Source organism: Mycobacterium sp. HM-7 (assembly GCF_053852335.1).
In genome coordinates this window covers 3,490,740-3,513,812 of sequence record NZ_CM132657.1, presented here as the reverse complement: position 1 = coordinate 3,513,812, position 23,073 = coordinate 3,490,740, and the positions used below count along the sequence as shown (strand labels likewise).

Annotated in this window: 22 protein-coding genes; 15 read left to right on the top strand and 7 right to left on the bottom strand. The window is 68.7% G+C overall.

Features of this window, described 5'->3' with window-relative positions:
• Positions 1-7: 7 nt before the first annotated feature.
• Complete coding sequence (locus ACWW1C_RS16925) at positions 8-904, bottom strand: helix-turn-helix domain-containing protein (RefSeq protein ID WP_455979454.1); 897 nt, start codon at positions 902-904, stop codon at positions 8-10.
• 284 nt (positions 905-1,188) lie between these two features.
• Here ACWW1C_RS16925 and ACWW1C_RS16920 point away from each other — a divergent pair, with 284 nt between their 5' ends.
• Positions 1,189-2,586, top strand: a complete 1,398-nt coding sequence (locus ACWW1C_RS16920) for a DUF222 domain-containing protein (protein ID WP_455979453.1) — start codon at positions 1,189-1,191, stop codon at positions 2,584-2,586.
• A gap of 223 nt (positions 2,587-2,809) precedes the next feature.
• On the opposite strand, the gene ACWW1C_RS16915 is transcribed toward ACWW1C_RS16920, so the two are convergent.
• Positions 2,810-3,226, bottom strand: a complete 417-nt coding sequence (locus ACWW1C_RS16915) for a F420-dependent biliverdin reductase (protein WP_073694168.1) — start codon at positions 3,224-3,226, stop codon at positions 2,810-2,812.
• 32 nt (positions 3,227-3,258) lie between these two features.
• On the opposite strand from ACWW1C_RS16915, the gene ACWW1C_RS16910 reads away from it, so the two are divergent.
• The 4 genes from ACWW1C_RS16910 to ACWW1C_RS16895 are packed head-to-tail and all read left to right on the top strand — an operon-like array spanning position 3,259 to position 6,729.
• On the top strand, positions 3,259-4,017 hold the full coding sequence (locus ACWW1C_RS16910; RefSeq protein WP_455979452.1) for an SDR family NAD(P)-dependent oxidoreductase: 759 nt from the start codon (positions 3,259-3,261) through the stop codon (positions 4,015-4,017).
• A gap of 47 nt (positions 4,018-4,064) precedes the next feature.
• On the top strand, positions 4,065-5,201 hold the full coding sequence (gene cbiE, locus ACWW1C_RS16905) for a precorrin-6y C5,15-methyltransferase (decarboxylating) subunit CbiE (RefSeq protein WP_455984324.1): 1,137 nt from the start codon (positions 4,065-4,067) through the stop codon (positions 5,199-5,201).
• Positions 5,198-5,953, top strand: a complete 756-nt coding sequence (cobM, locus tag ACWW1C_RS16900) for a precorrin-4 C(11)-methyltransferase (RefSeq protein ID WP_455979451.1) — start codon at positions 5,198-5,200, stop codon at positions 5,951-5,953. The genes cbiE and cobM overlap by 4 nt, the downstream gene beginning before the upstream one ends.
• 53 nt (positions 5,954-6,006) lie before the next feature.
• Positions 6,007-6,729 carry a cobalt-precorrin-6A reductase gene (locus tag ACWW1C_RS16895; protein ID WP_455984323.1) on the top strand — a complete coding sequence of 241 codons (723 nt, stop codon included), beginning with the start codon at positions 6,007-6,009 and terminating at the stop codon, positions 6,727-6,729.
• Here the strand turns inward: ACWW1C_RS16895 and ACWW1C_RS16890 are convergent.
• From ACWW1C_RS16890 to cobG, 4 genes are read right to left on the bottom strand one after another with little or no spacing between them, the layout of a single operon-like run.
• Positions 6,716-7,780 (bottom strand): phosphotransferase family protein, encoded by a 1,065-nt coding sequence (locus ACWW1C_RS16890; protein ID WP_455979450.1) that lies wholly within the window; start codon positions 7,778-7,780, stop codon positions 6,716-6,718. The genes ACWW1C_RS16895 and ACWW1C_RS16890 overlap by 14 nt on opposite strands.
• A gap of 34 nt (positions 7,781-7,814) precedes the next feature.
• Complete coding sequence (locus tag ACWW1C_RS16885) at positions 7,815-9,290, bottom strand: precorrin-2 C(20)-methyltransferase (RefSeq protein WP_455979449.1); 1,476 nt, start codon at positions 9,288-9,290, stop codon at positions 7,815-7,817.
• 28 nt (positions 9,291-9,318) lie between these two features.
• Positions 9,319-9,945 carry a precorrin-8X methylmutase gene (locus ACWW1C_RS16880; protein WP_455979448.1) on the bottom strand — a complete coding sequence of 209 codons (627 nt, stop codon included), beginning with the start codon at positions 9,943-9,945 and terminating at the stop codon, positions 9,319-9,321.
• Positions 9,946-9,954: 9 nt separating this feature from the next.
• Positions 9,955-11,076, bottom strand: a complete 1,122-nt coding sequence (gene cobG, locus ACWW1C_RS16875; RefSeq protein ID WP_455979447.1) for a precorrin-3B synthase — start codon at positions 11,074-11,076, stop codon at positions 9,955-9,957.
• A gap of 395 nt (positions 11,077-11,471) precedes the next feature.
• Here cobG and cobN point away from each other — a divergent pair, with 395 nt between their 5' ends.
• The 8 genes from cobN (at position 11,472) to ACWW1C_RS16835 (ending at position 21,485) form a co-directional block, all read left to right on the top strand.
• Positions 11,472-15,056, top strand: a complete 3,585-nt coding sequence (gene cobN / locus ACWW1C_RS16870) for a cobaltochelatase subunit CobN (RefSeq protein ID WP_455979446.1) — start codon at positions 11,472-11,474, stop codon at positions 15,054-15,056.
• 65 nt (positions 15,057-15,121) lie between these two features.
• Positions 15,122-15,502, top strand: coding sequence for a PPOX class F420-dependent oxidoreductase (locus ACWW1C_RS16865; RefSeq protein ID WP_133760383.1), 381 nt, complete (start codon positions 15,122-15,124; stop codon positions 15,500-15,502).
• Entirely contained in the window at positions 15,499-16,389 is an 891-nt protein-coding gene (gene purU, locus ACWW1C_RS16860) for a formyltetrahydrofolate deformylase (RefSeq protein WP_455979445.1), read from the top strand. The genes ACWW1C_RS16865 and purU overlap by 4 nt, the downstream gene beginning before the upstream one ends.
• 4 nt (positions 16,390-16,393) lie before the next feature.
• A complete protein-coding gene (locus ACWW1C_RS16855; protein WP_455979444.1) occupies positions 16,394-16,786 on the top strand; it encodes a PPOX class F420-dependent oxidoreductase in 393 nt (130 codons plus the stop codon).
• Between the two features lie 34 nt (positions 16,787-16,820).
• The gene (locus ACWW1C_RS16850) at positions 16,821-17,309 is read left to right on the top strand and encodes an FxsA family protein (RefSeq protein ID WP_455979443.1); all 489 of its coding nucleotides are present in this window, start codon (positions 16,821-16,823) and stop codon (positions 17,307-17,309) included.
• 21 nt (positions 17,310-17,330) lie between these two features.
• Positions 17,331-18,947, top strand: coding sequence for an amidohydrolase (locus ACWW1C_RS16845; RefSeq protein WP_455979442.1), 1,617 nt, complete (start codon positions 17,331-17,333; stop codon positions 18,945-18,947).
• On the top strand, positions 18,940-20,724 hold the full coding sequence (gene lnt, locus ACWW1C_RS16840) for an apolipoprotein N-acyltransferase (protein ID WP_455979441.1): 1,785 nt from the start codon (positions 18,940-18,942) through the stop codon (positions 20,722-20,724). Before ACWW1C_RS16845 ends, lnt begins: the two co-directional genes overlap by 8 nt.
• Positions 20,724-21,485 carry a polyprenol monophosphomannose synthase gene (locus ACWW1C_RS16835; RefSeq protein ID WP_455979440.1) on the top strand — a complete coding sequence of 254 codons (762 nt, stop codon included), beginning with the start codon at positions 20,724-20,726 and terminating at the stop codon, positions 21,483-21,485. The genes lnt and ACWW1C_RS16835 overlap by 1 nt, the downstream gene beginning before the upstream one ends.
• A 65-nt stretch (positions 21,486-21,550) precedes the next feature.
• Here ACWW1C_RS16835 and ACWW1C_RS16830 read toward each other — a convergent pair whose 3' ends face one another.
• Positions 21,551-21,886 (bottom strand): RNA polymerase-binding protein RbpA, encoded by a 336-nt coding sequence (locus tag ACWW1C_RS16830; RefSeq protein ID WP_043400890.1) that lies wholly within the window; start codon positions 21,884-21,886, stop codon positions 21,551-21,553.
• Between the two features lie 128 nt (positions 21,887-22,014).
• Here ACWW1C_RS16830 and ACWW1C_RS16825 point away from each other — a divergent pair, with 128 nt between their 5' ends.
• Both ACWW1C_RS16825 and ACWW1C_RS16820 read left to right on the top strand, forming a co-directional pair.
• Positions 22,015-22,341, top strand: a complete 327-nt coding sequence (locus ACWW1C_RS16825; RefSeq protein WP_455979439.1) for a hypothetical protein — start codon at positions 22,015-22,017, stop codon at positions 22,339-22,341.
• A 60-nt stretch (positions 22,342-22,401) separates the two neighbouring features.
• A complete protein-coding gene (locus ACWW1C_RS16820; protein ID WP_455979438.1) occupies positions 22,402-23,040 on the top strand; it encodes a DNA-directed RNA polymerase subunit beta in 639 nt (212 codons plus the stop codon).
• The last annotated feature ends 33 nt before the right edge of the window (positions 23,041-23,073 follow it).

The following is a 23,073-nucleotide window of genomic DNA, read 5'->3' as shown; positions in this document are numbered from 1 at the left end:
GCGATGGCTAGTGCTGGCTGAGCTTTGCTGCGGCCGAGCACAATTCGTGGATGTATCGCGCCCGATCGGCGGCACTGACCGACGGATTCAGTGGTCCGAGCTGAATCTCGTAGGCGGGATGGCCGGCGGCGTTGTCCACGGCGGTGCTCAGATAGCTCACGGCGAGCGGCTCGGGCGATTCGAGCTGTGCTGTGCTGTAAGGCTTTCCGCCCAGGCTCACCAGTGTCTCGAAAACCCGCTGCCGGAGCGCACTGCGCCGCGGGTGTTCGGAGAGCAGCTCGGCGACGTCGCCGAGCACCCCCAGCACTTCAGGGTTGGAGTCACCGAAATCGAATATTGCTACGCCGTCCTTGCGCAGCTGATCGAGCATGTTGCCGAAGTCGGGGCGCAACTCTTGCGGTGCGCCCGCGAGCCACTGCTGTTGACTGGCCGCGTCGCGGCGGGCGATCACCGATGCGCCCGCCGGCGGCGTCAATGGCAGTCGCACACCGACGCCGACACCGCCCGGGATGTGGCCGACGCCGCGCACCACGCTCACGAACGTCATCTCGGTGGTGCCGACCATGGCCAGCGACACGCCACACTTGGTGGCGTGGGCCAAGTCGTGCAGGACCTCGGTGTGGTTCTCCGGTAGGGGCAGGGCGTTGTGCACGGCCGCGGCAACCCCGAGCATGCCCGGGCCGAGTGTGTAACTCCGATCGGCAAGGCGCACAACCCAACCGGCGCGCTCCAGGGCCAGCAGGATCGAGGTCACGGTCGCGCGGTTGAGCTCGAGTCGGGACGCGATGGAGGCCACCGAACTGGGTTCGGACTGTTGCGCCAGGAGTTCGATGATGCTGACGACGCGGTCGGTGGGCGGTGAGCCCGCCCGTGCGCCGTCTTCCAGCGGAGTGCCGCGTGACATCGATGCTCCTGCCGGTCTGGGGGACGCTGAGCATCTTATGACGAATAGTTGTCGCAGTTGTGGACCGTAGCCCGTGTAATGGTCGGTTTGGTGAATGGCTGCGGTCTCGGTGTCGCGACTGCGAACATTTCGCCGACCGGGTGCTGGCCGTCGATCAGGTTGGTCTTGTCCTGAGCGGTCGCGCGCCAAAAAACTTTAATCACTTTGTTCGCGCTGGTCACAGTGGTAACTAGCGTCACGCTTCCCGGTGTTTTCTTGTCGGTGGTTCGAACTATTGTTCGAATATGGCTACCGACCGCGCCGCTGTCCTGACCGCCTACGCGGTGCTCGAGGACGCGGTCGCGGCGGTGAACAACCTCGATTACACCGGCCTGGACATTCGCACTTTGTTGGAGGTGCAGTCCCGCCGCGAAACGGTGAAGTGCGCCGCCGAGGCGGTCGATCAGCAGATCCTGGCCGCTGCCCAAACTCAGGCCACGGCGAAAGAGATCGGGGCCAAGGATTGGCCTGAGGTGTTGCACATCCGGCTTCGCATCAGCCGGGAGGAGGCTCGCCGCCGGGTGCGGGACTGCGACAACCTCGGTCCGCGCTCGGCCATCACGGGCGAACCGTTGGGCCCGGTGTGGGAGTTGGTCGCCGCCGCCCTGGCCGAGGGTGCGATCAATGGCGAGCACGTGCAGGTGATCACCAACTTCTTCACCAAGGTGCCGCTGTGGGCGGCCGATCCGGTCACGGTGTTGCAGTGCGAGACGGATCTGGTGGCCGATGCCAGGGTCAAAACCCCCGAGGATTTGCGCCGCGCTGCGCAGAAACTTTTGTATGAGTTGGATCAGGACGGGCCCGAACCCAACGACGACGAGCCTGACCCGAAACGCTCGTTTGTCATGGGTAAGCAGCGGCCCGACGGCCGCACCGACGTCACCGCCCAACTCGACCCGGAAGGGCGGGCCTACTGGGAGGTGTTGTTCGACAAGTACGCCGCCCCGGGGATGTGCAACCCCGCCGATCCGCAGCCTTGCTTCTCCGGGACGCCGACGCAGGAACAGATCGACAACGACACGCGCACTGTGGCGCAGCGGCAGTACGACGCCTTCAAATTCGTGGGCCGGATGATGCTGGCCTCCTCCTCCGGGGTGCACAACGGCTTCCCCGTCGCGGTGGTCGGCACCTGCACCGTCGCCGAGTTGGAAAAACGTGCCGGAGTGGCTTTGACCCACACGGGAACGAAACTGCCGGTGAAGGATTTGGTACGGATGGCTGCCCAGGGGTCGGACAACTACCTCGCGGTGTTCGACGACCACACTGGCCAACCGCTCTATCTGGGCCGGGCCGCGCGCACCGCCAGCACGGCGCAGCGGCTGGCCCTGTTCGCCCGCGACCGGGGCTGCACCCGCCCCAACTGCACCGCCCCCGCCTCCCGGTCGCAGGTGCACCACATCACCAACTGGCGCGACGGCGGCCTCACCAACATCGACACCATGACCCTGGCCTGCGGCTGCGACAACCGGCTCGCCGACACCGGCGGCTGGCGCACCACCATGGGCCCCGACGGCCGCACCCACTGGACCCCACCACCACTACTCGACGTCGGCCAACCCCGAACCAACCACTACCACCACCCCACGCTCTATCCGGCGGAGAACGGAGACGATGGCGGCGAAAGTGACAGTCCTGCAAGGTGATACGGCGTCAGTGACGCACAATGACACGACACCACGTCGCGACGGCGGTGCCGCATGCGCTGCGGCTGCTGCGTGCCGCGGGTTCTGCACGTATTAAGGTCAGTGCGTCGACTGCGGACCGGCACATCCGTCGTCCGGAACCGTTGGAAAGCAGAGCGATTGCGCTGGGCGTCGAACCGTCACCACGATCGGCAGGTCGCCGGAGAAGAACCTGAAAAGTTGACTAAGCCTCGCCGCGGTCCAGTAGCTCGCTGGAGCCGAGGACGCGCTCGACCCGGACCTCGATCACGACGCGCCGGGGATTCACGCGCGGGGTGCGGTAGCGCTGCGCGTACCGCAGCTCGGCGTCGCGGACGTCGTCGACGTCATTGCTGACCGTCGACTTGCCTTCGAGAGACAACCACCGGGCGCCGTCGACCTGACTCAGAACGGCGACGCCACGCTGGGCGGCGTTGAGTGCCTTCTGTGAACCGCCGGTGGTGATGACGCGCGCGATGTGGGTCTTGGGGTCGAAGGTGAAACCGACAGCCACGACGTGCGGTGAATTGTCGGACCGCAGGGTGGTCAGCATCGCCAGATGACGCTCGGTGAGGAATGCCAGCGCGTCACTGGTGAGCCGTGTCGTTGCCTTCGCCATCATGGTCAAAAGTAGCGCAGGTGATAATCGCAGCCGTGAACGACACGGCGGATACCGGCGGCGAGGTCGTCGTCATCTTCGGCGGCCGCAGCGAAATCGGCCTGGAACTGGCCCTCCGGCTGGCGCCGGGCAACACGGTGGTGCTCGCCGCGCGCCGGGCCGATCAGCTGACCGACGAGGTGCGGGCGGTCCGCGCGGCAGGCGCCGCCGAGGTGCAGACGTGCGAGTTCGACGCCGACGACCTGGAGTCGCACGCCGCACTGGTCAGCGCGATCGAAGCCGAACACGGGCCCATCGGCACCGCGGTCCTGGCTTTCGGCGTCCTCGGTGACCAGGCGCGGGCCGAGGACGACGCGCCGCACGCGGTGGCCGTCGTGCACACCGACTACGTGGCCCAGGTGAACCTGCTGACGCTGCTCGCGCAGCGCATGCGCGCCGCCGGCCGGGGTCGGCTGGTGGTGTTCTCATCGATCGCCGGGGCGCGGGTCCGCCGCGCCAACTACGTGTACGGGTCGGCCAAGGCGGGTCTGGACGGCTTTGCCTGCGGGCTGGCCGACGCGCTGCACGGCACCGGCATCCAATTGCTCATCGTGCGACCCGGCTTCGTGATCGGGCGGATGACCGAGGGCATGGACCCGGCGCCGATGTCGAGCACTCCGGCGCAGGTCGCCGAGGCGGCCGCGACAGCACTGCGAAAGGGCAAGTCCGCCGTCTGGGTACCGTGGGGGATCCGGCCACTGATCTTCGCGACTCGTTTTGTGCCGAAGGCGATCTGGCGGAAGATGCCAAGGTGAGCGGGAACGAAGGCAGGATCACGGTCGTCGGTATCGGCGCCGACGGCATGGCCGGGCTCGGCCAGGCTGCGCGCGACGAACTCCTGGGCGCCACAGTTATTTTCGGCGGCCCTCGGCAACTGGACCTGCTGAACGCGGCCGTCACCGCCGAGCGCCGGGCCTGGCCGTCGCCGATGCTGGCGGCGTTGCCGACGGTGTTCGACGGGCTGGGGGATGTCCACGCGGTGGCATCCGGCGACCCGATGCTGCACGGCATCGGCGCCACCCTGATCCGGCTGTTCGGTCGGGATCGCGTCACGGTGCTGCCGCACGTGTCCTCGGTGACCCTGGCGTGCGCGCGGCTGGGCTGGAGCGTCCAGGACACCGAGGTGATCAGCCTCGTCAATGCCGCACCCCACACCGCGATGCGACTGGGCGGACAAGCCATCGTGCTGTCGAAGGGAGCCGACACCCCACGGGCACTGGCCCGCCTGCTCACCGAAGCCGGCCGCGGTCAATCGGAATTCACCGTGCTGGAACAGCTCGGCGGGCCGGCCGAACGCGCCACCGCCGTGACCGCCGAGGACTGGGACATCGCAGACCCGGAAGTTGACGCGCTGAATGTCATTGCGGTGCGGTACGTCCCCGATCTGCGGGTCGGAGCGGCGTTGCCGGACAACGCTTTCGCGCACGACGGGCAGATCACCAAACAGCACATCCGCGCGGTGACCATGGCCACGCTGGAGCCCCGCCCGGACCAAATCCTCTGGGACGTCGGCTCGGGCTCGGGCAGCGTGGCGATCGAATGGTGCCGGGCGTCCGGTGGTCGCGCCATTGCGTTCGAGAGCCACGACGTGCGCCGTGAGCGGATCGCCGCCAACGTCACCATGTTCGGCGTCCGCGTCGATGTCCGTGGCGCGGCGCCGGAGAGTTTCGCCGACGTGGCCGGCCCGAACACCATCTTCATCGGTGGCGGCCTGACCCAGCCCGGGCTGTTCGAAGCCTGCTACGACGCCCTCGAATCCGGTGGCAGACTGGTCGCCAATGCGGTGACGGCAGAGTCGGAAGCCTTTGTGGTGCAGCTCTATTCGAAGCTGGGTGGCGATCTGCGCCGTTTCCAGCACTATCACGGCGAACCGATCGGCGGCTTCACCGGTTGGCGCCCGGCATTGCCGATAACCCAGTGGACGGTGGTCAAAGAATGACGGTGTACTTCATCGGCGCGGGGCCCGGCGCCGCGGATCTCATCACCGTGCGCGGGCAGCGGCTGCTGCGGTCGTGCCAGGTCTGCCTGTACGCCGGCTCGATCATGCCCGACGATCTGCTGGCGGAATGCCCGCCGGACGCGCGGGTCGTGGACACCGGTCCGCTCAACCTGGAACAGATCGTCGGTGAGTTGGTCGCCGCGCACGAGGCGGGCCTCGACGTGGCGCGCCTGCACTCCGGGGATCCCTCGATCTACAGTGCCGTGGCAGAACAGTGCCGCCGGCTGGACGAGCTCGGAATCGCCTACGAAATCGTCCCTGGTGTACCGGCTTTCGCCGCCGCGGCCGCGGCACTCGGGCGCGAGCTGACGGTGCCCGGCGTGGCCCAGACCGTCACCTTGTCCCGGGTGGCGACGCTGTCGACCGCGATGCCCGACGGCGAGGACCTGGTGTCCCTGTCCAAGCCCGGTGCCACCCTGGTGCTGCACTTGGCGGCCGCGCAGATCGACAACATCGTCCCGCAGCTGATCGAGGGCGGATACGGTCCGGAAACCCCTTGCGCGGTCGTGGCTTTCGTGAGCTGGCCGACCGAGCAGGTCATCACCTGCACGCTGGCCGAACTGGCCGAGCGAACGAAGTCGGCGGGTATCACCAAGACCGCGGTCATCTTCGTCGGCGACGCACTGGGCGCGCAGGGTTTTGCCGAGAGCTACCTGTATTCCAGCGGCCGCCGCCGCGGGACGCGGCATTGATGACGCCGCCGCGGGACGCGGCATTGATGACGAAGCCGGGGGATCGCTCGCCGATGAAGCTGCTGCTGCTGGGCGGGACTTCCGAAGCGCGGGCACTGGCCAAGCGACTGCACCCCGACGTCGAGTTGATCAGCTCCCTGGCCGGCCGCGTCCCCGACCCGGCGCTGCCGGTCGGCGCGGTGCGGATCGGTGGCTTCGGTGGCGTCGCCGGCCTGCGAACGTACCTGCAGGACAACGAGATCACCGCCGTCGTCGACGCCACGCACCCGTTCGCCGCCAACATCACGGCCAACGCCGCCCAGGCGTGCGCCGGCGTGGGGGTGCCGCACCTGGTTCTGGCCCGGCCGGCGTGGCCGCACGGTGACGCGATCGTCGTCGCCGACGACCGGCACGCCGCGCAGACCGTCAAAGACCATGGCTACCAACGAGTCTTCCTCACCACGGGACGTTCGGGCACCACGGCCTTCCGCACCTCGGACGCCTGGTTCCTGATCCGCGCCGTCACCCCGCCGGAGCCCGAAACCCTGCCGCCCCACCACGAAATCCTGCTGTCCCGCGGACCGTACGGCTACGACAACGAGCTCGCGCTGCTGCGTGATCACCGCATCGACGCCCTGGTGACCAAGAACAGCGGTGGCAGCATGACGCGCGCCAAGTTGGACGCTGCTGCGGCGCTGAAGATTCCGGTGATCATGGTGGACCGGCCGCCGCTGCCCGCCGGGGTGGCGACGGTCGCCACCGTCGACGACGCCGCGGAGTGGGTCAGAGCGCGCTGACCAGTTCCATGGCCCCGAGCTCCCGGATCGCCTGACAGCTGCGGGCCGTCATCACCAGCATCATGTCGTCACCGCGCTCGGTCGAATTCGCGAACGCGGTGCCCAACACGATCAACAATGGCGCCTGGAGCAGACCCAGTCGGTAGTCGTGCCAGCAGGTTTCCCGGTCGTAATCGGTTATCCCGTAACTCATCAACTCGTCGTGATAGGCGTCGACCAACTGGCGCTCCGCCGCCGCGCGTACCTCCGGTGTCAGGCTCGTCGCGGTGAAGTAAGCCAGGTCGCGGGCCGGCAACCCGTTGCCGATGGTCTGCCAGTCGACGATCGTGACCTCGGTACGGCCGGGGTTGAACAGCATGTTGTCCAGCCGGTAGTCGCCGTGCAGCAGCGCATGGCGATGGGGCTCGGTCATCAGCCACGGCGTGACCATCGACATCGACGTGCGCAGGGTGTCCCGATCCGCGTCCGACATGCGGGCACCGAGTTTTTCGAGCGTGATCTCGGTGGCCATCTTCGCGACTTCGCCTAGCCCGTCGGCGAAATCCTGAGTGGCCTTCGGCATCGAGATGCCCGGGAAGTCGGCCCATTTCGGTTCGCACCAGCTGGGCCCGTGCAAGCCGGCCAGTGCCCGGACCGCGAGCACGGCTTCTTCGACAGTGCACCCAGCCAACTGGTCGCCCTGCTCGGCCGGTGCCAGGTCGCCGAGCAACAGCGCGAAGTCGGCGCCGTCGTTGTCGATCTCGCAGTAGTGGCAGACCGGGACGGGGATGGCGACGTGCTTCGCCATTTCGGTGTAGAACGCATGCTCCGAGCGGTACCCGATGGCGACCCGATCCCGCACCGATTCATCCTGCGACGGCAGTTTGATCGCGAAAGTTCCCGGAAGAGAGCAACTTTGGCGGTACTGCACCGTCACCCGGTAGGTGGCCCCGGTCTGGCCGGTGCCGATCGGGCTGATCGCGACGTCGTCGACCTCGACGCCCAGCGCATGCCTGAGCCAGAGTGCAGTCACGTCCTCGGGGCTGCGCGGGATGGGAACCACGGCCGTCATCGCGCGTTACGCTAGCCCCTCGTGTTGTAACGCGTCAATGACTGCTGGGGTACGTCCGCGGTGTGAACACCCGGTCGCCGTCGGGTGTGGCATGCCACACCGTCTGCGACGACCCGACGATCAGCATGCAGCGCATGTCGATCTCGGCCGGGTCGAGCTCGGCCAGGCGCACCACCCGCACCGATTCCTTCGGTCCGGCGACGTCGCGGCCGATGACCACGGGGGTGTTCGGGTCGCGGTACTCCAGCAGGAGGTCCTGCATGGCGGCGACCTGCCAGGTTCGGGTCTTCGATGCCGGGTTGTAGATCGCGAGCACCAGGTCGGCGCGGGCGGCCGCGGTGAGCCGCTCGGCGATGATGTCCCACGGCTTGAGCCGGTCGGACAGCGAGATCACCGCGTAGTCGTGACCGAGGGGAGCGCCGACGCGGCTGGCCACGGCCTGCGCGGCCGTCATCGCCGGGATCACCCGGACGTCGACCCCCGGCCACTGCCGGGCCTCCTCGAGCACCGCGGTCGCCATCGCGAACACGCCCGGATCGCCGGAGGACACCACGGCGACCGTCCGGCCCTCCTGGGCCAGCTTGCAGGCCAGCTCGGCGCGGGCGCGCTCGTCGGTGTTGTCGCTGGGGTGGCGCTGCTGACCGGGTCGCTCGGGCACCCGGTCCAGGTACGGGCCGTAGCCGATCAGGTCGGTGGCGGCCGCCAGTTCCCGACGGGTCTGGGTCGTCGTCCACTCCGGGTCGCCCGGGCCGAGGCCGACCACCCGAACACTGCCGGCGCTATCGGCCTCGCGTCGGACGCCCGGCAGGATCGCGATCGAGAAGTACGGCACCGACGCGTCGTCGACGTCGGCGGCCGGCAGTACCCGCTGCGCCTCGGTGCTTGCGCGCTCCACGTAGAACGCCTCGTCCAGCCGCCCGGCCGACGAAAGTGCCTGCCGCACAGCCGGGTACGAACGGCCCAGCTTCATCACCACGGCCGCGTCGGTGTCGGCCAGACGGCGCTGCAGCTCGCCGGCGGGCAGGGTGCCGGGCAGGATGGTGAGTACCTGCTCGCCCTGCACCAACGGCGTCGAGATCGCCGCCGACGCGGCGCTGACGGAGGTCACGCCCGGCACGATGACGGCGTCGAACCGTTCGGTCAGCCGCGTGTGCATGTGCATGTAGGAGCTGTAGAACAGGGGGTCGCCCTCAGCCAGCAGGGCGACGTTGCGGCCCGCGGCCAGGTGGGTGGCGATCCGCTCGGCGGCCTCGGCGTAGAAGTCCTCGATCGCGCCGTCGTACCCACCCGGGTGCGATGTGGTCTCGGTCGTCACCGGGTAGACGAGGTGCTCCTCGATCTGGCCGGGACGCAGATACGGTTCGGCGATGCGGCGCGCGATGCTGTGGCCGTGCCGTGCGCTGTGGTACGCCACCACGTCGGCCTCACCGATCAGCCGCGCGGCCTTGACCGTCACCAGTTCCGGGTCACCGGGGCCGAGGCCGACGCCGTAAAGAACTCCTGCTGTCATCGTCTACCTTCTGCTCTTTCGGCAAGCCTCACTCGCGCTCACTCGCAATCGCGTTCACCGCGGCAGCGGCCATGGCGCTACCGCCACGCCGCCCCGTCACCACCAGATAGTCCATACCGCGCGGCCGCGCGACCAGTTCGTCCTTCGACTGTGCCGAGCCGACGAACCCGACCGGACCGCCCAGGACCGTCGCGGGGACCGGGGCACCCTCGTCCAGCAGCTCCAGCAGCCGGAACAGGGCGGTCGGCGCATTGCCGATGGCCAGCACGGCACCACCGAGCCGGTCCGCCCACAGATCGACGGCGGCCGCGGACCGGGTGCTGCCCAGTTTCGCCGCCAATTCCGGCGCGCGCGGATCGGCGACCAGCGACACCACTTCGTTGTGCGCGGGCAGCCGGGAGCGCGTGATGCCCGCCGCCACCATCGACGAGTCGCACAGGATCGGGGCTCCGGCGGCGAGTGCGGCGTGCGTGCGCGCCACCACATCGTCGGTATAGGCGACGTGCTCGGTGACGTCGACCTGGCCGCAGGTGTGGATCAGGCGCACGACGACGCGGGAGACGTCGTCGGGAAATCGCGCCAGATCCGCCTCGGCGCGGATGGTGGCGAACGACTGCCGGTAGATCTCCGCAGCGTCGCGGACGTAGTCGAGCACGCGCTAACCCTACGGGTGGCGCGGTTCGTACCCCGAATTGGTCGCTACCAGCACCTCGCCGATCGGCGGACTGCCGCACGCGCGCTCGCAGCCGACGAAATGCCGGCGCCCGGCGGGCTCGCCGGTCTCGGCGGCCGCCGCGGCGTCACTGCGGACATCGGCCAGTGACTTGGCGCACCCCGGGCTGCCGGTGCAGGCGCTGATCGCGAGCCAGGGGGAGTGCTCGTCGAAAATCAGACCCAAGGGCGCCAGGACCCGCAGCGCGGTGTCGGCAATGCCCTCGTCGAGGTCACAGATGAGTAACGAGCGCCATGGAGTGACCACGATCGGTGCGGTGATGGCGGCCACAAACTCGGCGGTGCGGGCCTGCAGCACACCCAAGGGGACAGCCGCGCCCAACGTGATCCGGCCGTCGTCCTGCGTGATCCAGCCGACCGGCGGGGTGTCGACCGGTGCCCACGTGGCACCCGACGGTTCGGTGGGACGGAGCCCGGTGGTGGCCAGCAGCTCGTCGGGGTTGTCCAGTTCGCTTGTCCGCCAACGGTTCCCGCGTATTCTCAGGAACGTGCCGGCCAGGTCCAGCAGCGTGTCGGCGGCCTGGGGGGCGGGAATCCGCACGCCGGTGTCGCGGCCCGCCACCAGCACGGCGGCGGTGTCCGCAGAGGTGAGATGGGTGCTCACATCGGTGGCCAGGCCCGAGATGTCGCCGCGGCCGTCGTCGACCCCGAACCAGAACCGCCCGGGCAATTCGGCCAGGTCAGGGCGTTTTTGCAGACCGGAATCGAGGTCACGCACGACGTCACGGATGTCACCCAGGCCGCCACTGCGGCCCGACAGCGGGGACGCCACGATGTTGCGGACGCGCTCGTGGGTGGGCGAGGGCAGCAGGCCCGCCGATTCGACCGCCGTGGCCAGCCCCGCGGCGTCGTGGATGCCGCGCACCTGGATGTTGCCGCGGGAAGTCAGTTCCATTGCCGGCGAACCGAATTCGGCGGCCGCATGGGCCAGTGCCTCCAGTTGCGCAGCGGTGATCATGCCGCCGGCCAGGCGGATGCGGGCCAGCCCACCGTCGGCCGCCTGGTGCACCTGCAGGGCACCGGGGCAGGCGTCGTCGTCACGCGTGCGAATCACCTTGTCCACGTTACGTTGTACCGCAGATTATGAGATGGGTCACTGTCGTTTCCGGGCTGTTCCGTGCCTTACAAGTCCCTTGTGTTGGCCGCCTGGGTCCGTACCGTGGAACGCGAACTTCCGTTTGCTACATCGCATTCGGATGACATAAGGAGGGACGCAATGTCCGATTTCGCTCTCTACGCTGGTGGCGTCTTCGCGCTCATCGTGGCCGCCGGACTGCCTTACCAGGGCAAGACGTGGTACTCGCGCTGGCAGACCACCGAGCGCTGATCCAGCGCCGTAGTTGAAGACCGCCGACGGGGCGGGTTGCACAGCAACCCGCCCCGTTGCGCTTTTTCCGTCCAGGCAAGGGCCGGGACCGCGCGACCCTGCCCGTGCGGTACGAATAGTCGGTGCCGACCGTACTGCTGCTCTCGACGTCCGACACCGATCTGATCACCGCCCGCGCCAGCGGGGCTGACTACCGATGGGCCAATCCGTCCCGGCTGATCGCCGGTGAACTGCAGGAACTGCTGGCCGGCGCGGACCTGGCGATCGTTCGGGTACTGGGCGGCTACCGCACCTGGCAGGACGACATCGACGCCGTCGTCGCCAGCGGCATCCCCACGGTGGTGCTGTCGGGGGAGCAGGCGCCCGACGCCGACCTCATGAGTCACTCGACCGTCCCGGCCGGCGTCGCGCTGCAGGCACACGTCTATCTGGCGCAGGGTGGCGTGAGCAACCTGGTGAATCTGCATTCCTTCCTGTCGGACACCGTCCTCATGACCGGGTTCGGATTCGGTGAACCCGAATCAGCCCCGAGCTGGGGGCTGCTGGACCGGCAAACCGAGGCGACCGGACCGACCGTCGCGGTGCTCTACTACCGGGCCCAGCAGCTGGCCGGCAACACCGCCTACATCGACGCGCTGTGCCGGGCCCTGGAAGACGCAGGCAGCCGTCCGTTACCGATCTTCTGCGCCTCACTGCGCACCGCCGAACCCGAACTCATCGAGCTACTGGGGACCGCCGACGCCCTGATCACCACCGTGCTGGCGGCCGGCGGCGCCACACCGGCCACGGCCAGTGCCGGTGGCGACGACGACAACTGGAACGTCGCACACTTGGCCGCGCTCGACATCCCGATCCTCCAGGGCCTGTGCCTCACCAGCTCGCGCGCTCAGTGGGACGAGAACGACGACGGGCTGACGCCGCTCGACGTCGCGTCGCAGGTGGCGGTGCCGGAGTTCGACGGGCGCATCATCACCGTCCCGTTCTCGTTCAAGGAGATCGACAGCGAGGGCCTGATCTCGTACGTCGCCGACCCCGAGCGCTGCGAGCGGGTCGCCCGGCTCGCCGTCCGGCATGCCCGCCTGAAGTACATCGAGCCCGCCGACAAGCGCGTCGCCCTGGTGTTCTCGGCGTACCCGACCAAGCACGCCCGCATCGGCAACGCCGTCGGCCTCGACACCCCGGCCAGCGCCGTGGCGCTGTTGCGCGCCATGCGCGACGCCGGCTACCGCATCGGCGACATCCCCGGCGTCGACGCCGGCGACGGTGACGCCCTGATCCACGCCATGATCGAAAAGGGCGGCCAGGATCCCGACTGGCTCAGCACCGAAGCGCTGGAAGCCAACCCCGTCCGGGTGTCGGCCAAGGACTACCGTGCCTGGTTCGCCACCCTGCCGGCCGAGCTGACCGATGCCGTGACCGAGCACTGGGGTGCGGCCCCTGGGGAGTTGTTCGTCGACCGCTCGCAGGACCCGGACGGTGAAATCGTCATCGCCGCAATGGTTTCCGGCAACATTGTGCTGATCGTCCAGCCGCCGCGCGGATTCGGTGAGAATCCCGTCGCGATCTACCACGACCCCGACCTGCCGCCGAGTCACCACTACCTGGCCGCCTACCACTGGATCAACAAGCACTTCGGTGCCGACGTGATGATCCACCTGGGTAAGCACGGCAACCTGGAATGGCTGCCCGGCAAGACCCTGGGCATGTCGGCGGCGTGCGGCACGGACGCGGCCCTCGGCGACCTGCCGCTGGTATACCCGTTCCTGGTCAACGACCCCGGCGAGGGCACCCAGGCCAAGCGCCGGGCGCACGCCGTCCTGGTCGACCACCTGATCCCGCCGATGGCTCGTGCCGAGACGTACGGTGACATCGCCCGACTCGAGCAGCTGCTCGACGAGCACTCCAACATCTCGGCACTGGACCCCGGCAAGCTGCCGGCCATCCGCCAGCAGATCTGGACCCTGATGCGCGCCGCCAAGATGGACCACGACCTGGGGCTGGAAGACCGGCCCGACGAGGACGTATTCGACGACATGCTGTTGCACGTCGACGGCTGGTTGTGCGAGATCAAAGACGTCCAGATTCGCGACGGCCTGCACATCCTGGGTCAGGCGCCTGACGGCGAGGCCGAGCTGGACCTCGTGCTGGCCATCCTGCGGGCCCGCCAGCTGTTCGGTGGCGAGCAGTCGGTGCCGGGGCTGCGTGAGGCGCTGGGCCTGGCCGAAGACGGCAGTGCCGAGCGCGAAGCTGTCGACACCGCCGAGGCGAAGGCCCGCGAACTGGTTGCCGCGCTGCAGTCGTCCGGTTGGGACGCTTCTGCCGTGGACCGCATATGTGCCGAAGCGGTGGACGGCATCAACAACGCCGAGGTCGCCGCGGTGTTGCGGTTCGCCGCCACCGAGGTGGTGCCGCGGCTGCGCGCGACGAATCGCGAGATCGATCAGATCCTGCACGCCCTCGCCGGCGGGTTCATCGCGGCCGGCCCATCGGGCTCACCGCTGCGCGGCCTGGTCAACGTGCTGCCGACGGGCCGCAACTTCTACTCCGTCGACCCCAAGGCCGTCCCGTCGAAGCTGGCGTGGGAAACCGGTGTGGCGATGGCGGATTCACTCATCGAGCGCTACCGCACCGACTACGGCCGCTGGCCCGAGTCGGTCGGGCTCTCGGTCTGGGGCACCTCGGCCATGCGCACCGCCGGCGACGACATTGCCGAAGTGCTTGCGCTGCTGGGTGTTCGGCCCATCTGGGACGACGCGTCACGCCGCGTGGTCGGGCTGGAGCCGATCGCACTGACTGAGCTCGGCCGTCCGCGCATCGACGTCACCGTCCGCATCTCCGGCTTCTTCCGCGACGCCTTCCCGCATGTGGTGACCATGCTCGACGACGCCGTCCAGTTGGTCGCCGCGCTCGACGAGTCGGCCGAGGACAACTACGTCCGGGCCCACTCGCAAACGGACATCGCCGACCACGGCGACCAGAGGCGCTCCACCACAAGGATTTTCGGGTCCAAGCCCGGAACCTACGGCGCCGGCCTGCTGCAGCTCATCGACAGCCGGAACTGGCGCGACGACGCCGACCTGGCCCAGGTGTACACCGCGTGGGGCGGCTTCGCGTACGGCCGCGGCCTCGACGGCGCGCCGGCGACCGACGACATGAACCGGGCCTACCGGCGAATCTCGGTGGCGGCCAAGAACACCGACACCCGCGAGCACGACATCGCCGACTCCGACGACTACTTCCAGTATCACGGCGGCATGGTCGCGACCGTACGGGCGCTGACCGGCAAGGACCCGGCCGCCTACATCGGCGACAACACCCGGCCCGATGCCGTGCGCACCCGCACGCTGTCCGAGGAGACCACCCGCGTGTTCCGGGCCCGGGTGGTCAACCCGCGCTGGATGACCGCCATGCGCCGGCATGGGTACAAGGGCGCCTTCGAGATGGCGGCCACCGTCGACTATCTGTTCGGGTACGACGCCACCGCGGGTGTCATGGCGGACTGGATGTACGAGCAGCTGACGCAGAGCTACGTGCTGGACCCGGAGAACCGCAAGTTCATGTCCGAGTCCAACCCGTGGGCGCTGCACGGCATGGCCGAGCGGCTCCTGGAGGCAGCGGGTCGCGGCATGTGGTCGGCGCCGGAGGCCGAGACCCTGGACGGGCTCAAGCAGGTGCTGTTGGAGACCGAAGGCGAGCTGGAGGGCTAGGCGTTTCGCGGCCGGCGAACCATCTCAGAGCGCTGGGCACCCGACGCCGGACTAGCCTGATCGCCATGGCCCTCACCTTCGCCGATGTCGCCACCGCGAACTACATCCTGCTGACCACTTTCACCAAGGACGGTCGCCCGAAGCCCACCGCCGTCTGGGCCGTGCCCGACGGGGACCGGCTACTGGTCATCTCCGAAGCCAAGGCCTGGAAGGTCAAGCGGATTCGGAACACCCCGCGCGTGACGGTCGCCAAGTGCGACATGCGCGGCAACCCGAAGAGCGAGGCCGTCGAGGCCAAGGCGGCGATCCTGGACCAGTCGCAGGTCGGCGCCGTCTACGACGGCATCGGCAAGCGCTACGGGTTGATCGGCAAGGCCTTCAACTTCTTCTCCAAGCTGCGCGGCGGCATGGAGAACAACGTCGCGCTGGAGCTGCGGGCGGCGTGAGTCAATTCCCTGCCGGCGCGCCAAAGTTGCCGCGCCACAAGGACATCGGCCGGCTGCTCTTGAACTGCCCGGACCGGCGCGGCGTCATCGCCGCGGTGTCGACGTTCCTGACCCGCTCGGGCGCCAACATCATCTCGCTGGACCAGCACTCAACGGCCCCGGAAGACGGCGTCTTCCTGCAGCGCACCGTCTTCCATCTGCCGGGCCTGGCCGCCGCCCAGCCCGAACTGGAACGCGAATTCCAGGTAGTGGCACAGGAATTCGACATGGACTACCGGTTCACCGATGCGTCCAAACCCAAACGCGTGGCGATCATGGCGTCGACGGCCGACCACTGCCTGCTCGACCTGTTGTGGCGGAACCGCCGCGGCGAACTCGACATGACCGTGGTGATGGTGATCTCCAACCACGCCGACCTGGCCGAGCAGGTCCGGGCCTTCGGGGTGCCGTTCGTGCACATCCCGGCCACCCGGGACATCCGGGAGCAGGCCGAGCAGCGTCAGCTCGATCTGCTCAAGGACAACGTCGATCTGGTGGTGCTGGCCCGGTACATGCAGATCATCACGCCGGAGTTCCTCGACGCCATCGGGTGCCCGTTGATCAACATCCATCACTCGTTCCTGCCGGCGTTCGTCGGCGCGACGCCGTACCGGCGGGCCAAGGAGCGTGGCGTGAAGCTCGTCGGCGCCACGGCGCATTACGTGACGGCGGACCTGGACGAGGGTCCGATCATCGAGCAGGACGTGGTCCGCGTCGACCACACCCACAGCGTCGAGGAGTTGGTGCGTCTCGGCGCCGACGTGGAACGGGCCGTGCTGTCCCGAGCCGTGCTGTGGCACTGCCAGGACCGGATCCTGCGCCACGGCAACGAAACCGTGGTCTTCTAGAGCCATGGCTCCGACGTTCGAAGACGTGTACCGCGAGAAATACCTGCTGCTGACGACCTTCACGAAGGACGGGCGGCCCAAGCCGACTCCGGTCTGGGGCGTGCCGCACGAGGGCAAGCTGCTGATCAGCACCGACGACGGCTCGTGGAAGACCAAGCGCATCAAGAACACGCCGCGGGTCACCATCCGGAAATGCGGTGCGCTGGGCAAGGTCAAGGGGGAACCGGTCGAGGCCATCGCCCGCAACCTGCCGAAGTCCGAGACCAAGCGCGTCTTCGACATGGTGACCAGGCGCTACTGGTGGCATGCCTGGTGGTGGATTCCGCAGGCCATCATCCGCGGCGGCGTCGAGAAGGTGCACGCCGCCATCGAGGTGGAGCCGGTTCCCGGCGCTTAGGAACCAATTCCGGCGTTTCGGCGTTGTCCAGTGCATGGCGATGCGACTATTTCTCGTTTATGCCTTGGTCGAGGTCGCGGTGCTGGCCGCCCTGGCGTCGACCATCGGTGTGGCGTGGACGTTACTTGCGCTGCTGGCCACATTCGTTGTGGGCCTGGCCATCGCGGGTACCCAGATCACCCGGCATTTCAGCAGGTTGGCGGAAGCGCTGAGCGCTCGATCCGCCGATCCCACGCTGGCCACGGACAGTCTGCTGGTGGCTCTCGGTACCGTCCTGGTCGTCCTTCCCGGGCTGGCCAGCTCGGTGCTGGGGGCGCTCATGCTGGTGCCGTTCACGCGGCGTGCGGTGCGGCCGGCGGCCAAGGCACTGTTCAGCCGGCAGCTGACCCCGATGGACTTCCCGACCCAAGTGATCTACATCAACCACGATGAGCGCTACCGCGGCCGCGGTGAGTACATCGACGGGGAAGTGATCGAGGTCATCGACAGCTCACCGGTCGCTGTGCACCGTCAGGCGGGCTGAACGGACTAACCTGTCACCCTCGTGACGACCTTTGCGACGACGCTGCTGCTGGGCGGTCGTATCCATAGCCCGGCCGCGCCCGACGCCACCGCGATCGCGATCCGCGACGGTGTGGTGGCCTGGCTCGGTTCCGATGACATCGGCAGGGCGCTGCACCCGGACGCCACCGTCGTCGATCTCGAGGGCGCGTTCGTGGCGCCGGCGTTCGTCGACAGTCATGTGCACCTGACGGCGACCGGGCTCACGGTGGTCGGACTGGACCTGCGCACCGCGACGTCGCTGCCGCACCTGCTGACCCTGCTGGCCGACCACGCCGCGCGGCACCCCGACGGCGTCATCTGGGGCCACGGCTGGGACGAATCAGGCTGGCCCGAGCGCGCCATCCCGACCACCACGGACCTCGACGGAGTGCTCGGCGGACGGCCTGCGTACCTGGCCCGGGTCGACGTGCACTCGGCCATCGCGACGACCGGCCTGCGGCAGCTGGTGCCCGGCCTTGCCGACTCGGCGGGCTTCTCCGCGCAGGGGCCGCTGACCGCCGACGCCCACCACCGGGTACGGGCCGCGGCCCGCAACCTGCTCAGTGCCACGCAACGCCGCGACGCCCAACGCGCCGCGCTCGACCTCGCGGCGCGCAACGGCATCGTCGCGGTGCACGAGTGCGCGGGTCCCGAGATCGGCGGCCTCGACGACTGGGCCGACCTGCGCACGACCGATCACGGCGTCGAGATCGTCGGCTACTGGGGCGAGGCCGTGAGCAGTGCTGCTGCCGCGCGCGATCTGATGGCCCAGACCGGCGCCCACGGATTGGCCGGTGACCTCTTCATCGACGGCGCGCTGGGCTCCCGCACCGCCTGGCTGCACGACCCGTACACCGATGCGCCGGGCTGCTGCGGCAACACCTACCTGGATGCCGACGCCGTCACCGCCCATCTGCTGGCCTGCACCGAGGCCGGCATCACCGCGGGATTCCACGTCATCGGTGACGCAGCCGTTGCCGCTGCCGTCGACGCCCTGGACCGGACCGTGGCGGCTTTCGGGGCGCCCGCGGTGGCGCGCTGCGGTCACCGCCTGGAGCACCTCGAGATGGTGGACGCCGAACAAGCGCGCAAGCTCGGCTCGTGGGGTGTGGTCGCCAGCATGCAGCCGAATTTCGATGCCCTGTGGGGCGGCGCCGACGGCATGTACGCCCAGCGTCTCGGGGTCGATCGAGCGCAGGGTTTGAACCCGTTCGCGCTGTTAGCATCGCAAGGCGTGCCCCTCGCCTTCGGTTCGGACAGTCCTGTCACCAGCATCAATCCGTGGGAATCCGTGCGCGCGGCCACCAGCCACCGGACGGCCGGGAGTGCCATCTCGGCCCGGTCGGCGTTCCTGGCGGCCACCCGCGGCGCCTGGCGGGCCGGCGGCGTCCGGGATGGCATGACCGGCACACTGGTGCCGGGGGCCGTCGCGTCGTACGCCGTATGGAAACTGCCGGGAGGTGCCTCGACATTGGACGTCACCGCCCCCGCCGACGCCGTGCAGCGCTGGTCGACCGATCCGCGGTCGCGGGTCCCGGCGCTGCCGGCACTGGCGCCCGATGACGAGCTGCCGACCTGTCTGCAGACCGTGCACCGCGGTGAGCTGATCCATGGCTGAGGGCACCGAAGAGGTACAGGACGAAGTGCCGGACGAAGCCCAGGCCGAGGCCGAGCCGGACACGCCCGAAGCACCCGGCGAGCCGCAGGGACCCGGGCGCGGTGCACGGATCCTCATGGGTCTGCGTCTGTTCTTCGAGCCGCGATTGATCCGGCTGGCGGCCGCCGTCGTGGCCGGCCTGCTGCTGTGCGCGAGCTTCCCGCCGTTCGACCTCTGGTACTTGTCGCTCGTCGCGCTGGCGCTGCTGGCCTGGGTGCTGGTCGACGAACGCACCACGCCCGCAGGCGGTTTCGGCTACGGCATGCTGGCCGGGATGGTGTTCTACGCGCTGCTGCTGCCGTGGATCAGCAATTTCGTCGGGCCGTTTCCGTGGCTGATGCTCGCCGCCCTGGAGGCGTTCTTCACCGGTGTGTTCGGTCTCACCGCGGTCATCGTCCGGCGCCTGCCCGGCTGGCCGCTGTGGTTCGCCGCACTCTGGGTGTCTGCCGAATGGCTCAAGTCGACGGTGCCGTTCGGCGGCTTCCCATGGGGCGTCGTCGCCTTCGGCCAGACCGACGGCCCGCTGCTGCCGCTCGCGCAGCTCGGCGGTGCGCCGCTGGTGTCGTTCGCGGTGGCGCTCATCGGTTTCAGCGCAACAGCCATTGTGCTCGAGGCGGTCAGGCACTGGCGTCACGACCACCGCACGGGTGCCGCCGCCCCGCCGGAGGTCTTCATCCCGGGCATCTGCATCGCCGTGGTCCTGCTGCTCACCGTGCTGGCCTGGCCGCATGTCCGCAAGGCCGGTGCCGGTGCGGGTGATGACCCCGCGATCAACGTCGCCGCCATCCAGGGCAACGTGCCGCGCCTCGGACTGGACTTCAACGCCCAGCGCCGCGCCGTGCTCGACAACCACGTGCGCGAAACCAAACAACTGGCCGAGGAAGTCCGCGCCGGCCGCGCACCACAACCGACGGTGGTGATCTGGCCGGAGAACTCGTCGGACATCGACCCGCTGGTCAACGCCGACGCCGCGGAACTGATCTCGGCCGCGTCCGCCGCGATCCACGCGCCGATCCTGGTGGGCACCGTGCTGACAGCGCCGGAGTACACGCCAGAGCACCCGGTGACCACCAACTCGGTGATCGTCTGGAACGGGACGGATGGACCGGGGGAGCGCCACGACAAGGCCATCGTCCAGCCGTTCGGTGAGTACCTGCCCTGGCGCAGCTTCTTCCGGATGCTGTCGCCGTATGCCGATCGGGCCGGCTACTTCGTACCGGGCCACGGCACCGGCGTCGTCACCGCCGCAGGTGTACCGATCGGGGTGACGACCTGCTGGGAGGTCATTTTCGACCGCGCCGCCCGGCTGTCGGTACTGAACGGTGCGCAGTTGCTGGCGGTGCCCGCGAACAACGCGACCTTCGACGAACCGATGAGCGTCCAGCAGTTGGCGTTCGCCCGGCTGCGCGCCGTCGAACACGACCGCTACGTCGTCGTCGCGGGAACCACCGGGATCAGTGCGGTGGTCGCTCCGAACGGCCAAGTCCTCGAGCGCACCGAGTTCTTCCAGCCCGGTTATCTGGACCGTCAGGTGCGGTTGAAAACCGATCTGACCCTCGCGACGAGGTGGGGGCCGGTCATCAACAGCGTGCTGATCGGGGTCGGCGTTTCGGCTCTTCTGGCAGCCATGTTGCACAATAGGAAGCTCGTGCGCCGCCGCCAGGCGGCGACAGGGCATCAGGACGGCAGCGCAGCCGGGTCTGACACCGACACCGACACCGCGAACGAACAGGGGTAATGACCATGGGCGAGGACCGTCCGAGTCAGCGCACGCTGGTCATCATTCCGACCTACAACGAGCGCGAGAACCTGCCGTTGATCGTCGGCCGGGTGCACGCCGCCCGTCCGGACGTCCACGTGCTCGTCGTCGACGACGACAGCCCCGACGGCACCGGTCAGCTGGCCGACGAGCTGGCGCTCGCCGATCCCGACCGCCTGCACGTCATGCACCGGGCCGGCAAGGGCGGTCTCGGCGCCGCGTACCTCGCCGGGTTCGCCTGGGGCCTGGGCCGCGGCTACAGCGTCCTGGTCGAGATGGACGCCGACGGCAGCCACGCGCCCGAAGAGCTGTACCGCCTGCTCGACGCCGTCGACAACGGTGCCGACCTGGCCATCGGTTCGCGTTACGTCCCCGGCGGCGCGATCCGTAACTGGCCCCGGCGCCGGCTCGTCCTGTCGCGCACCGCGAACACCTATGCCCGGGTGCTGCTGGGCGTCAAGATTCACGACATCACGGCCGGTTACCGCGCCTACCGTCACGACGTGCTGGAGAAGATCGGCCTCGACGATGTCGATTCGAAGGGCTACTGCTTCCAGATCGACCTGACCTGGCGCGCCATCAACGCCGGGTTCACCGTCGTCGAGGTGCCCATCACGTTCACCGAGCGCGAACTTGGTGTGTCGAAGATGAGCGGTTCGAACATCCGTGAGGCCATGTCGCAGGTGGCGAAGTGGGGCATTCGCGGCCGGCTGGACCGGGCCCGCGGCGTCGTCCGTTAGTCACCGCTCGCAGGCAACAGAAAAGCCCCGTGCACTGCACGGGGCTTTTCTCGTAGCTCAGGCGATCAGCCGCGGCGGCGGGTCTTGATCAGCTCCAGCCGCTCCTTGAGCAGCTCTTCGAGCTCCTCGACGGAACGACGCTCGAGCAGCATGTCCCAGTGGGTACGCGGCGGCTTGACCTTCTTGGGCTCCGGAACGTCACCCTCGAGCAGGGTGCCTTCCATGCCGTTCTTGCACGCCCAGGTGCCGGGGATCTCCGCGTCGTCGGCGAACGGAACTTCGAATTCCTCGCCGTTGTCGGTGCGGTAGCGGGCCACCTGCCGCGGCGCCAGGTCATGGTTACGGTCGGTCTCGTAGCTCACAGCTCCGAGGCGACTGCCTCGCAGGACACGATCAGCCATCGTCAATCACTCCCTTGGTATAGCGACAGGGAATCAACGCAGGCCAGCGCCGTGAAGTTCCCGACTCGATTGTCCATGATACCGGGGTTCTGACCGTCGCCGGATACAGTCACGACCGTGAGGCGGACATGAGGCGCTCGAAGGCGCAGCCGTGCCGGTGGTGCGGCCGGGAGGTGGCCGACGCGGGGATGGGTCGTCGTCGCCAGTACTGCCGTCAGTCGTGCCGGCAGCGGGCCTATGAGCAGCGGGCGATGGTCAAAGGGACCAACCTCGCCGAGGACTCGGTGGTGCTCAGCGCCGACGAAGCGGCGGCGCTCTCCGACCGCGTTTATCAGGTACGGTGTGCGGCCGAGGACGTCGCGACGGCTGTCGCCGAAGGCGCCGGTCCGACCGAACTGAAAGAGCTGTGTGATGTGCTGCTGCAGGCCGCGAAAGACGCCGATGGTTGGCGTTAGGGCGAGCGCGGCGACTCGACAGGGCTGACGGCGCGCGCAGCGACGGGAAAGAACTGGTGTATGACTGACGACCGTCGGCGGATTCACAAGCCGACCAAGTTCCTCGGCCGCGGCTTCGAGGCGTTCCACGATGTCGAGGATCCTGTGCAGGACAGCCGCATCGCCCACGAGACCGCCGCGGCGCTGCTGGAGCGGGTCCGGAGTTACCCGGATCCGGACGTGGTGTCGCGGCTGGTGGCGTACACCGACGAGCACGGCATCGAGACCATCGCCGAGTTGTGGGCGGGCGCCGGCGCGCGCAGTCTGCCCGGTGCCCTGTGGCGGGTCTATCTGCTGCGGCTGTCGATCCGCGACGACCCGTATTCGGCCAGTCTGATGTTCGGCCGTGGCACGGAGGTGCTGCACTCGATCGACCCCGTGGTTGCCGGTGCGGAGACGCCCGTCGGGCCGACCGAGATCCGCGAACTGGCCGATCGCATCCTGCGCGGCGTTTTCGAAGGGGATTTCGCCGTCGCGCTGGAGCGGGCGGCGGCGTACTGCCGGGTGAGTGCCGCCGGCTGCACGAGCTTGGCCGAGGATGCGACGACGACGGCGCCGGAGCGTGCCGCGGAGTTGACCGACCGCGCTGTGACCTTTACCCGGATCGCCAACGAGCTGCATGCCGCGGCCGGGTTGTGGCGCAGCAATTCGCTGGATTGATGCTGTCGCCGACGATGTCGGCGGAATGCACCT